We start from the raw sequence: 14,645 nt of genomic DNA on the forward strand, positions 1-14,645 counted from the left end.
TGATTTGAATCAGGAGAACACCGGCTCTTTAAACATCGCCAGCTTCTGTGCGGAATCCTTGCTCACATCGGCATGCAGACTGTTTCCGTGCGAATCCATGGTAACGATGGCGGCAAAGCCGTCGACCTCCAAATGCCACATCGCTTCCGGAATGCCGAACTCCATGAAATCCACGCCGTTTACTTTTTTGATGCATCTCGCATAATACTGGGCAGCCCCGCCGATGGCATTCAGATACACGCCGCCATGCTCCTGCAAGGCTTGAAGCGTCTTCGGCCCCATGCCGCCTTTTCCGATAACCGCGCGAATGCCGAATTTTTTCAAAATATCGCCTTGGTACGGTTCTTCCCGAATGCTGGTCGTCGGGCCTGCCGCCTTGACATGCCATCCCTCTTCATCCTGCATCATAACCGGACCGCAGTGATAAATCACGGCTCCGTTCAGATCGAGAGGGGCATCGTGATCCATCAGGTATTTATGAAGCGCATCCCGTCCGGTATGCATCTCGCCTCGGATCACCACCACATCCCCGACGCGCAGGGAACGGATCTGCTCCTCGCTGATCGGCGTATGAAGCACTACTTCACGTCCTTGGGAATCACTTGGCGCTGATTCTTCGACTCGGGACGCTGCCGTTTCGGAGTTTGCATTCATCTGCACCTCGCTGCCGGCTTCATACAGCCAATCCGCGATCTCCCCGGTTTCCGGCTCAATCCGTACGCCCTGACGGCGGAACGCCCAGCAGTTATAGGCCACCGATACAAAAAAGCTTGCCGGCAAGCGGTTCATCGCACCGACCTTGCAGCCGAGCAGCGTGACTTCTCCGCCAAAGCCCATCGTGCCGATCCCCAGCTTGTTTGCATTTTCCAATATGTAATCTTCGAGCTTCGCCAGATCCTCATTCGGATTCACATCCTCCACATGCCGGAACAGCTGATGCTTCGCAAGCTCGTATCCGGTCGTGCGGTCGCCTCCGATACCTACGCCGATAAATCCGGCGCTGCAGCCCTGCCCCTGGGCTTGATACACGGCATGCATGATGCACTTGCGGATTCCGTCCAGGTCACGTCCCGCTTTTCCCAATCCTTCAAGCTCTGCGGGAAGGCTGTACTGGATGTTTTTGTTCTCGCAGCCGCCCCCTTTCAGGATGAGACGGACGTCCACCTTATCCTGCTCCCATTGCTCGAAATGGATGACGGGCGAACCAGGTCCGAGATTATCCCCGCTGTTGGCGCCTGTCAACGAATCCACCGAGTTGGGACGCAGCTTGCCATCCTTCGTGGCGCGAACCACCGCCGCATAGATCGCCTTCTTCATTTCGATGTGATTCGCACCCACGGGTGTATGCACGATAAACGTCGGCATGCCCGTATCCTGGCAGATCGGCGATACTTCCTGCTCGGCCATCTCGATATTTTGAGCGATCGTTGCCAGTGCCAGCCCCGCTCGCGTTGCCGCATCCTCGGACGCTCGTCCACGGTTGACTGCTCTTCGCACGTCTCCGGGCAAATTCGTGGAGGTTTCTACAATCAGTCGATACATGCTCTCTTCAAATAACTTCATAGCGTCAGTAAACTCCTCTCTTTCATGACCCAATCCTCATAGCAAAAAAGAATCATTATAAACTGCCAATATTGTTATCATATCATATCATTCCGCACATGAAAGGGTTTACTTGAAAAAATGAAAGAGACGAGAAAATGTGTTGAATTGCCGGTCATAATGACCATACCAATCTATGAATCTCTCATATATTGGTTAAGGAAAGGAGGTGATTGCTATGATGAGAAAAGTTACAGTCTCCCAGGTTGTTTTTCCAAGACTTGCCCTGTTCAGAAATGAGTTTTACAGAGGACGGCGATTTGTGGTGCGTGGAAATGTAGGGATCCGGAATCTCGAGAGAGCTTTTGGCGACATTGAAAGCTTAAGATTCTTCTCCCCCAACGCTAACGCAACCCTGGTCCTGTTCTCGGAGCCGAATTTCAGGGGCAGATTCAGAGTATTCCGCGGCAGCACCAACATCGGCGATCTTGACGATATCATCGGCGGTGAAGAGCCAGAGTCCATTATTAGTTCGAACCGCCGTTTGACGCTGGCTCAAATCCGGGCGATCCGCGATACCGGACGGCTTCCAAACGGGTTTAGAACCATCTGATTCTCCGTATGCCTGTAATCTCACCTAACCCTCTCCCATGATAAAAGAGCGGACATCCGGGCTGAAGCCCATGATGTCCGCTCTATTCTGTCATCGAGTATGTTTACTAGGCGCAAAAGGAATCAACGCTTTAACCGTTAATCACTTCGCCGCCGTTCACATGAATCACTTGACCGCTCACGTAGGAGGAGTCCGTTGATGCCAGATATACATAAGCAGGAGCCAATTCTTCCGGTTGACCCGGACGTTTCATCGGCTGGGTCGCCCCAAACTCGGCTACCTGATCCGCCGGGAACGTCGAAGGAATCAGCGGCGTCCAGATGGGTCCCGGCGCAACGGCATTTACCCGGATTCCTTGACCGACCACGTTCATCGACAAGGAACGCGTAAAGGCCACGATGGCACCCTTGGTTGATGCATAATCCAGCAGCTGCGGGCTTCCCCGGTAAGCCGTGATGGAGGTCGTGTTAATAATGGAGCTTCCCTTGGACAGATGCGGCATCGCCGCCTGCGTCAAATAGAACATCCCGAAAATATTCGTGCGGAATGTCCGCTCCAATTGTTCTTTTGTAATGTCCTCGATCTTCTTCTGCGGATGCTGTTCGGCTGCGTTGTTGACAAGAATATCGAGCTTCCCAAGCTTCTCTACGGTTTCGGTGACTGCATCGCGGCAAAACGCATCGTCGCCGACGTCGCCGGCGATCAGCAGGCATTTACGCCCTTCCTGCTCTACCTGTCGCTTGGTCTCTTCCGCATCCTTGTGCTCGTTCAGGTACACAATGGATACATCCGCGCCCTCCTTGGCATAGTAGACCGCAACCGCACGGCCGATCCCGCTGTCGCCCCCGGTAATCAGCGCTACCTTTCCTTTTAGCTTACCGGCTGCTTTGTACTCGTTACTTTCAAACTCCGGCTTCGGGTGCATCTCCGATTCGGTTCCGGGTCTGTGATCCTGATGCTGGGGCGGCAATGTCTGCTTCTGTTGATCTTGTGGCATATGAACATTTCTCCTTTCAGGTCAGTATCTCAAACTACCTCTCATAGGATGCGTTCGACGCGGCTTCTTATTCTCATAAAAAGCCCTTCGCTATTGTTTTTACCCATAATGAACGGGATCAAACGTAAGCACGGTGCTTTTCCCGTAACAAAATCCCCCTCTTGACGGGGCCTTGCGCTCAAAGTCCAGTCCGCCGTTTTGCGGTAACCCCCGGAATATCTAATTGCTGTAATATCAAAAAAACCGCCCGAATCAACGGACGGCTTCTCTTCGTATGTAGCTGTTCTTAGATGATATGATTGAATACCATGAAGAAGATCATAACCAGAAGCAGCAAGGCGAGCAATGCGCTAAGCGTGCCGAGCTTGCTTGTTTCTTCCTTCACTTCACGCTTCTCGCGGATGCCTGCAAGCGCATTCTTGAGCGGCTTGCTCATAATGCCTCCAATCGCAAACATCGCCAGCAGCAACACCGTTACAATGATCATCCAAGGAACCGAATACTCGCCCTGGGACATCATGTATCCGCCAGTCAACAGCTGAATGACCAAGCCGTACTGCGCAAAACGGTTCGCAACCCGAATCGTATTCACGGCTCCTTCTTGAGCGCCCAGAGACAGCTTCTGAATACCGCCGACAACAAACGGCAGGATCAAGTAAAACCCTAGCGCCGCCGTACCGACCATATGCAGAAAAAATGTCACGTTCCACATAAACTATTCCTCCAAAGTCGTTAGTGTGATTTATGTTACATCGAATTCATCGTCTCCTATTATACTGGACAGATCATCCAAAGAAAAGCAATCCCGCCCCGAATCACGGGACGGGATTGCATTATTAGACGATTTTGTGAATCCTGATTCAAATTACAGGTTCACGACCGAAGTCACGTTGCGCACGGATTCCGCCGACTTATCCAGCGCCGCCTTCTCTTCGGCGGTCAGCTCAAGCTCGAAAATGCGCTCGATGCCGTCTCCGCCGAGAATGGCCGGCACGCCCATGAACAGGTTGTCATAACCGTACTCGCCTTCCAGAAGGGCAATAACCGGAATAATCCGTTTCTTGTCCTTCAGAATCGCTTCCGTCATTTGGACCAAGGAAGCAGCAGGCGCGTAGTAGGCGCTGCCGTTCCCCAGCAAATTGACGATTTCGCCGCCGCCGACCCGGGTGCGCTGCACGATCGCTTCAATGCGTTCAGCCGGAATCAGCGTGTCGATCGGAATGCCGCCCACACTGGAGTAACGAACGAGAGGAACCATGTCATCGCCATGGCCGCCCAGAACGAAACCGCGGACATCCTCAACGGATACGTTCAGCTCTTGCGCGATAAAGGTGCAATAGCGTGCCGTATCCAATACGCCGGATTGACCGATGACGCGGTTCTTGGGAAATCCGAGCGTGTTGTACGCCACATAGGTCATGGCATCCACCGGGTTGCTCAGGATGATGACCGTGGAGTTCGGTGCATGAGTCTTCACGTTCTCGCATACGGACTTCACGATTCCTGCATTGGTGTTGACGAGGTCATCGCGGCTCATGCCCGGCTTGCGGGCTACGCCTGCTGTAATGATTACGATATCGGAATCAGCTGCATCTTCATAGTTGGATGTACCGACTATGTTGCTGTCAAATCCCTGGACGGGACTTGCTTCGAGCATATCCAGCGCTTTACCTTTGGTAGGGTTCTCGAGCTGCGGGATATCCAGCAGCACCACATCACCCAGTTCTTTTTGAGCCAGCATCAGGGCGGTAGTCGCACCTGTGAAGCCAGCACCTACTACCGTAATCTTTTTACGAGTAATTGCCACGATGAATCTCCTCCTTACAGGTTTTTAATGATTTCGTCTGCGAACTCGGAGCATTTCACTTCAGTAGCGCCTTCCATCAGGCGGGCGAAGTCGTAAGTCACGGTTTTGTTGTTGATGGACGTTTCCATGCCTTTGTAGATCAGGTCAGCCGCTTCCTGCCATCCGAGGTGCTCAAGCAGCATAACGCCGGAGAGGATTACGGAACCAGGGTTAACTACGTCCTTGTCTGCATATTTCGGAGCTGTACCATGAGTCGCTTCGAAAATCGCATGTCCTGTTACGTAGTTGATGTTAGCGCCCGGAGCGATACCGATACCGCCAACTTGCGCAGCCAGAGCGTCAGACAGGTAGTCGCCGTTCAGGTTCAATGTCGCAATGACGTCAAAGTCGGTTGGGCGAGTCAGCACCTGCTGCAGCGCGATGTCGGCAATCGCATCCTTAACGATGATTTTGCCGGCTTCTTCAGCCGCTTTTTGAGCAGCGTTAGCTGCATCTACGCCGTCCTTGTCCTTGATGATATCGTACTGGGCCCAAGTGAACACTTTATCGCCGAATTCGGCTTCAGCCACTTCGTAACCCCAGTTTTTGAAGGCACCTTCCGTAAATTTCATGATGTTGCCTTTGTGAACGAGCGTTACGGATTTGCGGCCATGCTTGATCGCATATTCAACCGCTGCGCGTACAAGACGCTTGGAACCTTCGGAGGACACCGGTTTGATGCCGATACCGGAAGTTTCCGGGAAGCGGATTTTGTTTGCTCCCATTTCGTCTTGAAGGAACTTGATCACTTTCTTCACTTCGTCGGAGCCTTCTTTGTATTCGATGCCTGCATAGATGTCTTCCGTGTTCTCGCGGAAAATAACCATGTCGACCAGCTCAGGACGTTTTACCGGAGACGGTACGCCGTTGAAATAACGGACAGGACGCAAGCAGGTATACAGATCCAGCTCTTGGCGAAGGGCAACGTTCAGGGAACGGATACCGCCGCCGATTGGCGTTGTAAGAGGTCCTTTAATTGCAACGATGTACTCGCGAATCGCTTCAAGCGTATCGTTCGGGAGCCACTCACCGTATGTATTGTATGCCTTCTCACCGGCAAATACTTCATACCAGGCAATTTTCTTGGAACCGTTGTACGCTTTTTCTACAGCTGCATCCAGGACGCGCTTGGAAGCTTTCCAGATGTCACGGCCTGTGCCGTCGCCTTCAATAAAAGGAATAACAGGGTTGTTAGGCACCTGCAGGGTTCCGTTATCAATCGTGATTTTCTCGCCTTCAGTCGGCAATGCGAATTTTTCCAATTTCATGAGTATGAGTTCCTCCTTCGAATATGGTTCTTTTCTCTAGCCATTTCAATGCGATACTGTGTGCAATAGGCATAGAGAAATCCGCCACCCGCGATTCACTCGCGTTTAAGCGGTCCTCTAGCCTATTGTACATGATTGCTAGCCACTTAGCGAAGTTCTATCGGCACATATTTTTGATCGGTCATCCCCGTATACTCTGCGCGCGGGCGGATAATACGGTTGCCTTCATACTGCTCAAGAATATGCGCGGTCCATCCGGATACGCGGCTGATCGCGAAAATCGGCGTGAACAATTCGTGCTCAATGCCAAGCTGCGTATAGACGGAGGCGGAATAGAAATCGACGTTCGGCTTCAGGCCTTTTTGGTTGGTAACCGTTTCGTCGATCAGCACCGACATATCGTACAGCGTGGTATCGCCTTTCATTTCGCCAAGCTCGCGGGACATTTTTTGGAGATGTTTCGCGCGCGGATCGCCGTTTTTGTATACGCGGTGTCCAAAGCCCATAATTTTTTCACGGTTGTCCAGCTTCTCTTGAATGTACGCCTGAGCCCGATCAATCGAACCGACTTCGTTCAGCATCTTCATGACGGCTTCGTTCGCACCGCCGTGCAGAGGGCCTTTCAGCGCGCCAATGGCGGAAGTAACACCGGAATAAATGTCGGACAGCGTGGCTACGGTCACGCGGGCCGCAAACGTGGATGCGTTAAGCTCGTGGTCCGCGTGCAATACGAGCGCCTGATCCAGTGCCTTAATGGAAGTCTGGTCAGGATCCTCGCCTCTGAGCATATACAGGAAGTTTTCCGCGATGGAGGCGCCTGCTTTCGGAGCCACCGGCTCTTTGCCCTGGCGAACGCGGGCAATGGCAGCGATGATCGTCGGAAGCTGAGCTTGAAGTTTAACCGCTTTCTTCTCGTTCGCTTCACGGCTCATATCGTCGCCTTCGGCGTCGTACAGAGCGAGCGCGGATACAGCCGAACGAAGCGCAGCCATCGTATTGCCGTCCTTCGGATACAGTTTGATCTGCTGGATAAGCTCATCCGGAATGGCGGCATAGTTGCTCAAATCTTGTTGAAGCGCCTTTAACTCTTCTACATTCGGAAGCTTTCCGAACCAGAGCAGGTAGGCTACTTCTTCAAAACTTGCATGTTCTGCGAGATCGTCAATATCATATCCACGGTAAGTCAGAACGCCATCGACGATCGAACTAATCGCGGAGGTGGTAGCTACAATGCCTTCCAAACCCTTGGTAGCTGTCATGCAACATCTCTCCTTTATGATCGGGATAAACTGAACTATTTTGACAATCATGAAAACATTTTCATGAAGTCAGATGAAAAAGAAAAACGCGCAAAAAAATTGCTATGGTCCTAGTCGCAAACCTTCTCATATCATACTGGATTTTGTCTGATATGTGAACATGAGCAGCGACATTCGCCGCATCAAATTGTTTTATCGATACCATAAACATTTTTTTGAAATCACTTACAATTCCATTATACCTGTGATAATTCTCATTGTCGAATCATGAAGACGACCATTTTTGAACTCTTTATCCTTATATTGAAACTCCCTGCATACGTATAGAATGAGCCTTTCTGCTCGTCCCTCCAAGTCAGCTGCAAAGGAGTGTGATTCATTGGAACGATTGATGCTTAAACGTTTGGGCCGGGGAGTGTGGGTGCTGTCTTCCATCTTCGTGATCGCCTATTTGATATATGTACTGCTGCCGCTGCTTTATCCCTTCCTTCTGGCCTGGATCATCGCCTATGCGATGAACCCTTGCGTTAACCTGCTCCAGCGGAGTCTGAGAATGCCGCGCTGGATCGCCGTCACGTTGTCCCTGCTCCTGTATTTCGGCGCAGCCCTGTTGATTCTCACCGCGGCCGTCAGCAGGCTGGTCAAGGAACTGATTGCCCTGTCCCAGTCCTTTAATCTCCACATTGACGCCTGGGTGGAATGGCTGACGGCCTGGACGCAGAATGAGAGCTTCCAGAATATCGTCAATGAGATCAGCCGTTTCTATCAGAACAACCCGAATTATCACGATACCATCAACCAAAACATCACCCGTACGACGCAGACGATCGGCACGGCCGTGACCGACCTCGTTACCGGTATTTTTAACGGTATCCTGCAAATTATTTATTATTTGCCGAATTTGGGGACGATTTTCATTGTCGTGCTGCTGTCCACGTTCTTTCTCAGCAACAGCTGGGAACGTCATAACCGCGCGCTGCTCCGTCTCCTGCCCGACGTCATTCGTAAACCGATGAACTATATCTTCTCGGATCTGAAAAAAGCGCTGTTCGGATTTGCCAGAGCCCAGCTGATTCTCATATCCATTACGGCCGTCATCGTCACGATCACGCTCTATGCGCTCGGCGTGGATTCCGCCTTCTCCATCGGGCTTCTGATCGGCTTGGTGGATCTACTCCCGTACCTGGGTGTGGGCATCGTCCTGATTCCGTGGTCGCTGTATGCTTTTATGTCCGACGACCTGACACTCGGCATCGGGCTGACGGTCCTGTACAGCATCATTCTGGTCGTCCGTCAGATCATGGAGCCCAAGGTGCTGGCCAGCAGCGTCGGGCTGGATCCGCTTGCCGCCCTGCTGGGCATGTTCGTCGGGCTTAAGCTGTTCGGGATTTTGGGACTGATCATCGGTCCCGTGTCGCTTGTCATCCTGGACGCTTTTCATCGGGCCCATGTGTTCAAGGACCTGAGGAATTACATTATCGGGGGCAGGTTCAGGTAGCCCGCGTTAAGAGACGGCTTGATTTATCTTATCATTGGGCTAATGTGAACATCGTATTTGGAAAGATTGAAATAGGCTGCTCCCTTGCATAAAATAGACCGGCCCCTTGCGGGACCGGTCTTATGGTAATGTCTGCTTGTATTATCTGCGAAAGATCGTAATCTTGCCGTTTTTCATATTTTTCTTCATCCATTTCAACAGCAAAATCCGATACAGCGGGCGGGTCAACGGAAATATCAACGTAAAGCCGATCATGTCAGTTACAAAGCCCGGCAGAATGAGAAGTACTCCACCCGCAAATATGCATAGGCCGTCCGCCATGGAAGCACCCGGTACCATGCCTGTATTCATTCTCTGCTTGGCGTCTTCCATCGCTTTGCGGCCTTCGAATCTCATCATGGCCACGCCGACGGCAGAGGTCAGCAGTGTCAAAAGCAATGTATTCATGCCGCCTACGCGGTCCGCAACAAACTGAAAGCCGAATATCTCAATAGTAGGCACAAAAATAATCGCTGCCAGCATCCATTTGAACATGAAGCTACTCCTTCCTCCCCAAAAGGGTATCCTTCAATGCATCATACAGCTTTGGCGCGCATTTATCCAGTCGGGCCGGCTTCCACTCCCGGTTCAGCCATACATGCCGGGTCGCTCCTGCCGTTAACAAGGCACCAGGGAGCTCGGACTCGGTATGCCAACCCCTCGCTCCCAAATCCGCCTGCTCCTGCTCACTCAGCAGACGGACCTCGTATTCATAGTGTATTCGCAGCGGGGAGAAAGCAGTCATTCTTGTAAATATTGTCACGAGATCATCATATCGCGCCGGCCGGCGGTACTTGATGTCTAGATCCACTACAGGGAGCAGGACGCCTTCTTCTTCCATTCCCCGATACGTAAATCCCATTTCACGGATCATTTCGGTACGCCCGATCTCAAACCAGTTTAAATAGTTCGCATGATACACGACACCCATTTGATCGCTTTCCTGGTAACGCACCCGAAAGGATGTCCAGAACCAGCGGCTTCGCGTCGGTACGGATGGACTAGCCAACGTCTTCTTCCCCCTCATGTATGCAAAAAGCAATGGCCGACAAGAAACGTCGTCCATTGCTTATATGCAGCTATATTCAGAATCCAGCGGATTCTTGATGATGAATCTACTTCTGCTGTGGAATTTGGTCCACTTTCAGCAGGTTCGTGGAACCGGAACGTCCCAGCGGCACGCCCGCCGTAATCACAACAAGGTCGCCTTCTTTCACGAGTCCGGATTTCACGCCGCCTTGCAGCGCATAATCAAACATCTCGTCCGTAGAAGAAGCCTGCTCGCCTTTAACCGGCGTTACGCCCCAAGTCAGTGCCAAACGTCTCAGCGTTCTTTCTTGAGTCGTTACGGCGACGATAGGAGCCTGTGGACGGTATTTGGATACCATGCGAGCTGTTTGACCAGATTCGGTAGACGAAATGATCGCTTTGGCATTCAGGTCGAGTGCCGAAATCGCAACCGATTGGCTGATCGCTTCGGTTACGCTGGTTTCTTGTGCAATGCGCTGCTTCAAGAACAATTCACGATAGTTCAGTGCGGATTCGGCTTTTTCCGCGATGCGGGACATCGTCAATACGGATTCCACCGGGTATTTACCTGCAGCCGTTTCGCCGGAGAGCATGATGGCATCGGTTCCGTCGAAAATCGCGTTGGCAACGTCACTTGCTTCCGCACGGGTAGGACGCGGGTTACGCTGCATGGAATCCAGCATTTGCGTAGCCGTAATGACCGGTTTGCCGGCCAGGTTACATTTTTCGATCATGCGTTTTTGAACCAACGGAACTTCCTCAGCCGGAATTTCAACGCCGAGGTCGCCACGGGCTACCATCAAGCCGTCGGATACTTCCAGAATTTCATCCAGATTGTCAACGCCCTGCTGGTTCTCGATTTTGGAGATAATTTGGATGTGCTCGCCATTGTGTTTCTTCAGCAATTCGCGAATTTCCAGCACGTCACTTGCTTTACGAACGAAGGAAGCGGCAATAAAATCGATGCCCTGCTCGATCCCGAAAATGATATCGTTGGCGTCTTTTTCCGTAATACCTGGGAGGGAAATCGCGACTCCCGGCACGTTAACACCTTTTTTGCTCTTAATGGTTCCGCCATTAACGATGCGGCATCTGATTTCGGTGCCTTGAATCTCCACCACGGTCAGACCGATCAGACCGTCGTCGATCAGGATCGTCGATCCGACTTGAACGTCTTGAGGCAACTCTTTATAAGTAATGGACAAACGATTCTTATCACCAAGGATTTCCTCGGTAGTAAGGGTGATATATTCATCTTGTACAAGCTCAATCGGTTCCACTTCAAGTTTGCCTGTACGGATCTCCGGTCCTTTGGTATCAAGCAGGATCGCTACCGTTTTGTTCAACTCTTCGCAAGCTTGGCGGATGTTCTTGATCCGGTTGCCATGCTCCTCGAAGTCGCCGTGGGAGAAGTTCAGACGAGCCACGTTCATGCCGGCCATAATGAGCTTCTTGGTGTTTTCCAACGATTCACTGGAAGGACCGATGGTACATACAATTTTTGTTTTGCGCATTTGGGTTTCCTCCGTTTATTAAAGGGTTCTCTATATCTCTTTTTCCAACAACTAAATCTACTACAAAAAGTCTCATTTGTATAGGAACTTTGTCATATCGTCACATACTCATCAGACTTTTAGAGGATAACGTCTTCCGGTTCCGCCTTCGCAAAGTCGAATTCGCCGATCTTGCGGAATTTGCGGTACCGGTCTTCCTTCAGCTCGCAGGCGTCCATCACGGACAGCTCCTTCAGCTGGCTGATCAGGGCGCTCCGAATGGCAGCGGCCGTCTCCTCGTAGTTACGGTGCGCACCGCCCTTAGGCTCAGGAATGATCTCCTCGATGACTTCCATTTCAAGCAGGTCCTTGGCGGTGATCTTCATCGCTTCCGCGGCCTGGTCCGCCTTGGACGCATCCTTCCATAGAATGGATGCCGCGCCGTTCGGCGAGATGGCGGAATAGATGGCGTGCTCCAGCATCAGCACGCGATTGCCTACAGCCATCGCAAGAGCACCGCCGCTTCCACCTTCGCCGATGACCACACAAACAACAGGCACCCCAAGAGACGACATCTCCCGCAAATTGCGGGCGATCGCCTCGGACTGACCTCTTTCTTCTGCTGTATTACCCGGATATGCGCCTTTTGTATCAATAAACGTGATAATGGGACGCTTGAACTTGTTCGCCTGCTGCATAAGCCGCAGGGCTTTTCGGAAGCCTTCCGGATGCGGACTTCCGAAGAAACGGGCGATGTTGTCCTTCGTGTCTTTGCCGCGCTGCTGGCCGACCACCGTGACCGGAACGCCGTCAAGTTTGGCCAAGCCGCCGACGACGGCAAGGTCGTCCCCGTAGAGACGGTCTCCATGCAGCTCGATGAAATCCGTAAAGATCAGCTGGATCAGATCAAGCGACGTCGGCCGCTGCTGATGACGGGCCAGATGCATTTTCTGGGAAGGCGAGATCGAGGAATAAATTTCTTCCTCCAAACGACTATATCGTTCTTCCAGGCGGGCGATTTCATCCGTGAAATCGATCCCTTTTTCCTGTCCGAATTGTTTCAGTTCATCTATCTTCTTGCGCATTTCGGCAAGTGGCATTTCAAAAGGCAATTCGCCTGACATCAGAATCCCCCTTTCACGGTATGCATCTCCAGCAGCTTACCAAGCATGGAGCGCATATCTTTCCGATGAATAACCATGTCAAGCTGACCATGCGCCAAATTGAACTCCGCTGTCTGGAAATCGTCCGGCAGCTTCTGGCGAATGGTCTGTTCAATAACGATACGGCCCGCAAAGCCGAATACGGCTCCCGGCTCTGCGATGTTGATATCGCCAAGCGTCGCGAAGCTGGCGGACACGCCGCCGGTCGTCGGATCCGTGATCACTGAAATGTAGAGCCCGCCGAGTTCATTGAACCTGGACAGGGCCGCGCTTGTTTTGGCCATCTGCATCAAACTGAGAATGCTCTCCTGCATCCGGGCGCCGCCGGAAGTGGAGAAAATAATGAGCGGTAAACGCTTGTCCGTCGCAAACTCGATCGCACGGGTGATTTTTTCCCCAACGACGGAGCCCATGCTTCCCGTGAAGAAGTCAAAACTCATCACGGCCACCACAACGGGCTGGCCCAGAATGGAGCCTTGGCCGGTAATCACCGCATCATGCAGTCCGGATTTCATCTTCTGCTGCTCCAGCTTGGCCGCATATCCCGGAAACTTGAGCGGGTCCACCGAGATCATCTCCGCGTCAAACTCTTCAAAGCCTGTCTCATCCAGCGTCATGGCAATCCGCTCAACCGCGTTCAGGCGCATATGATGCCCGCACTCCTGACACACCTTCAGATTCTTCTCAAGCTCTTTGCTGTATTGAATGGTGCCGCACTTGGCACACTTATTCATCAGACCTTCCGGAATTTCCCGTTTCGGGCGTTCGCCTTCCTGAGGCTGCCCTGCCGTCCCAAGTCGTTCCGATGGGATCGTTGCGTATTTTCTTTTTTTCTGAAACAAGTCTTTAAACACAACTACACCTCTCCAGCCGTAAATTTGAATGGCCGCCGCAATAGCACATCGCCGATCCGTACGCTAAGCTTCGCTATGTAACCCAGATGAAACTAGGGGTGCAATATCGAATTCAACACTTCCTGTACTTCCTCAAGCTCTCCGGAGGGTACCAAAATCTCAAACTGCTGTTTGGAAAGATTCACAGGACGGCTTTGAACCAAAAACCCTTCTTCCGTTAGCCTGGTCTTGATCATTTCCGCCACCTTTGCAGTTGGCGCAATATAGATAACCGTCCACATGCCTTTCAGATCCCCCTAATCTCGTCCCACAGGCATATCCTGAGCCGATATAATGGATAATGATAACATACTTCAGTTTTTACCTCAACAAAGAGAGCAGGGGGCTGAAAGCCAAATCCGTACCCTTATGCAGCGATTCGACAACACTCGCGCAAATCAGTCAGATCCCGCGGTATAATGGGCCGCATCGGGATTGTTATGCGCGATTCGCGAGGAAGCGGCGGCGGCAATGCCTGCAACGAGATCATCCAGAAACACATGAATCCCGTCCGTTTTTTCATTTAATATCTCAATCACGCCAATTTTTTCTTTATCCAGGTAGCCGAAGCTGGTCAGTCCAATCATGCCGTATATGCTCGTGACACCGAGCGCCATGGTCTCATCCACACCGTACAACGGTTCGTCCTGCTCCATAATTGATTGCAGCGGCTCCGGCAGCAGTTTCTTCTCCGCCAGCTCATCCAGCGCAATGCCCGTATACAGGGTATACTGCACTTCGCGCTTCCCGAGCACGGCCCGCACGCTTTCCTCGCACTGCTCGATGGTTAGCGTCGGATGGTAGCGCTGTTGAAGCTTCAACACAATATCCGCGATGGAGTTTACGCTGACTCCTCTGCGGCTGAGCATGCTCTCTGCCAAGTCCATTGACACCACAAATCCCCCCCGCGTCTTTGGCCGTTGCTCTGTCACTACGGTCATCGCCGTGAAGTGCTTTCTTCAGGCGAATACTCGGCCAACATTCCTGTAGTGTCCTAATTGTATG

Annotated in this window: 15 protein-coding genes; 2 read left to right on the plus strand and 13 right to left on the minus strand. The window is 51.9% G+C overall.

From position 1 onward, the window contains the following. Positions 1 to 9: 9 nt before the first annotated feature. The gene (locus tag RB298_RS26915) at positions 10 to 1,563 is read right to left on the minus strand and encodes a fumarate hydratase (RefSeq protein ID WP_486049414.1); all 1,554 of its coding nucleotides are present in this window, start codon (positions 1,561 to 1,563) and stop codon (positions 10 to 12) included. A gap of 217 nt (positions 1,564 to 1,780) precedes the next feature. Here RB298_RS26915 and RB298_RS26920 point away from each other — a divergent pair, with 217 nt between their 5' ends. Next, complete coding sequence (locus tag RB298_RS26920; protein WP_036673584.1) at positions 1,781 to 2,155, plus strand: hypothetical protein; 375 nt, start codon at positions 1,781 to 1,783, stop codon at positions 2,153 to 2,155. Between the two features lie 130 nt (positions 2,156 to 2,285). Here the strand turns inward: RB298_RS26920 and RB298_RS26925 are convergent, their stop codons facing one another. The 5 genes from RB298_RS26925 to citZ all read right to left on the minus strand — a co-directional run bounded on the left by RB298_RS26925 (position 2,286) and on the right by citZ (position 7,525). Continuing rightward, a complete protein-coding gene (locus RB298_RS26925; RefSeq protein WP_015736983.1) occupies positions 2,286 to 3,152 on the minus strand; it encodes an SDR family oxidoreductase in 867 nt (288 codons plus the stop codon). A gap of 286 nt (positions 3,153 to 3,438) precedes the next feature. Further along, positions 3,439 to 3,864: a hypothetical protein gene (locus RB298_RS26930; RefSeq protein ID WP_009595065.1), complete on the minus strand. Its 426-nt coding sequence runs from the start codon at positions 3,862 to 3,864 to the stop codon at positions 3,439 to 3,441. Positions 3,865 to 4,017: 153 nt separating this feature from the next. Then, a complete protein-coding gene (gene mdh / locus RB298_RS26935) occupies positions 4,018 to 4,959 on the minus strand; it encodes a malate dehydrogenase (RefSeq protein WP_015736984.1) in 942 nt (313 codons plus the stop codon). A 14-nt stretch (positions 4,960 to 4,973) separates the two neighbouring features. Further along, the gene (gene icd, locus RB298_RS26940) at positions 4,974 to 6,266 is read right to left on the minus strand and encodes an NADP-dependent isocitrate dehydrogenase (protein WP_009595069.1); all 1,293 of its coding nucleotides are present in this window, start codon (positions 6,264 to 6,266) and stop codon (positions 4,974 to 4,976) included. Between the two features lie 146 nt (positions 6,267 to 6,412). Continuing rightward, the gene (gene citZ / locus RB298_RS26945; protein WP_009595070.1) at positions 6,413 to 7,525 is read right to left on the minus strand and encodes a citrate synthase; all 1,113 of its coding nucleotides are present in this window, start codon (positions 7,523 to 7,525) and stop codon (positions 6,413 to 6,415) included. A gap of 379 nt (positions 7,526 to 7,904) precedes the next feature. Between citZ and ytvI the strand changes: the two genes are divergently transcribed. Beyond that, on the plus strand, positions 7,905 to 9,023 hold the full coding sequence (gene ytvI, locus RB298_RS26950; RefSeq protein ID WP_015736985.1) for a sporulation integral membrane protein YtvI: 1,119 nt from the start codon (positions 7,905 to 7,907) through the stop codon (positions 9,021 to 9,023). Positions 9,024 to 9,164: 141 nt separating this feature from the next. On the opposite strand, the gene RB298_RS26955 is transcribed toward ytvI, so the two are convergent. The 7 genes from RB298_RS26955 to RB298_RS26985 form a co-directional block, all read right to left on the minus strand. Further along, a complete protein-coding gene (locus tag RB298_RS26955; protein ID WP_096776312.1) occupies positions 9,165 to 9,557 on the minus strand; it encodes an FxsA family protein in 393 nt (130 codons plus the stop codon). 4 nt (positions 9,558 to 9,561) lie between these two features. Beyond that, positions 9,562 to 10,071 carry an acyl-CoA thioesterase gene (locus RB298_RS26960; protein WP_036659790.1) on the minus strand — a complete coding sequence of 170 codons (510 nt, stop codon included), beginning with the start codon at positions 10,069 to 10,071 and terminating at the stop codon, positions 9,562 to 9,564. 106 nt (positions 10,072 to 10,177) lie between these two features. Then, positions 10,178 to 11,605, minus strand: coding sequence for a pyruvate kinase (pyk, locus tag RB298_RS26965; RefSeq protein WP_009595064.1), 1,428 nt, complete (start codon positions 11,603 to 11,605; stop codon positions 10,178 to 10,180). A gap of 119 nt (positions 11,606 to 11,724) precedes the next feature. Further along, positions 11,725 to 12,708 (minus strand): acetyl-CoA carboxylase carboxyltransferase subunit alpha, encoded by a 984-nt coding sequence (locus RB298_RS26970; RefSeq protein WP_009595072.1) that lies wholly within the window; start codon positions 12,706 to 12,708, stop codon positions 11,725 to 11,727. Then, positions 12,708 to 13,601, minus strand: a complete 894-nt coding sequence (gene accD / locus RB298_RS26975; RefSeq protein WP_009595062.1) for an acetyl-CoA carboxylase, carboxyltransferase subunit beta — start codon at positions 13,599 to 13,601, stop codon at positions 12,708 to 12,710. The genes RB298_RS26970 and accD overlap by 1 nt, the downstream gene beginning before the upstream one ends. Before the next feature lie 92 nt (positions 13,602 to 13,693). Then, on the minus strand, positions 13,694 to 13,882 hold the full coding sequence (locus RB298_RS26980; RefSeq protein ID WP_006212044.1) for a hypothetical protein: 189 nt from the start codon (positions 13,880 to 13,882) through the stop codon (positions 13,694 to 13,696). Between the two features lie 156 nt (positions 13,883 to 14,038). After that, entirely contained in the window at positions 14,039 to 14,533 is a 495-nt protein-coding gene (locus RB298_RS26985; RefSeq protein WP_036673757.1) for a phosphatidylglycerophosphatase A family protein, read from the minus strand. Between the last annotated feature and the right edge of the window lie 112 nt (positions 14,534 to 14,645).

Source organism: Priestia sp. BR_2, from assembly GCF_041954005.1.
Lineage (GTDB): Bacteria > Bacillota > Bacilli > Paenibacillales > Paenibacillaceae > Paenibacillus_AQ > Paenibacillus_AQ lautus_A.

Excerpts from the sequence above, each read along its gene's own strand:
- RB298_RS26980 (WP_006212044.1), bottom strand. The coding sequence starts at position 13,882 with ATGTGGACGGTTATCTATATTGCGCCAACTGCAAAGGTGGCGGAAATG.
- pyk (WP_009595064.1), bottom strand. The coding sequence starts at position 11,605 with ATGCGCAAAACAAAAATTGTATGTACCATCGGTCCTTCCAGTGAATCG.
- RB298_RS26925 (WP_015736983.1), bottom strand. The coding sequence starts at position 3,152 with ATGCCACAAGATCAACAGAAGCAGACATTGCCGCCCCAGCATCAGGAT.
- RB298_RS26915 (WP_486049414.1), bottom strand. The coding sequence starts at position 1,563 with ATGAAGTTATTTGAAGAGAGCATGTATCGACTGATTGTAGAAACCTCC.
- icd (WP_009595069.1), bottom strand. The coding sequence starts at position 6,266 with ATGAAATTGGAAAAATTCGCATTGCCGACTGAAGGCGAGAAAATCACG.
- RB298_RS26970 (WP_009595072.1), bottom strand. The coding sequence starts at position 12,708 with ATGTCAGGCGAATTGCCTTTTGAAATGCCACTTGCCGAAATGCGCAAG.
- RB298_RS26920 (WP_036673584.1), top strand. The coding sequence starts at position 1,781 with ATGATGAGAAAAGTTACAGTCTCCCAGGTTGTTTTTCCAAGACTTGCC.
- RB298_RS26930 (WP_009595065.1), bottom strand. The coding sequence starts at position 3,864 with ATGTGGAACGTGACATTTTTTCTGCATATGGTCGGTACGGCGGCGCTA.
- citZ (WP_009595070.1), bottom strand. The coding sequence starts at position 7,525 with ATGACAGCTACCAAGGGTTTGGAAGGCATTGTAGCTACCACCTCCGCG.
- RB298_RS26955 (WP_096776312.1), bottom strand. The coding sequence starts at position 9,557 with ATGTTCAAATGGATGCTGGCAGCGATTATTTTTGTGCCTACTATTGAG.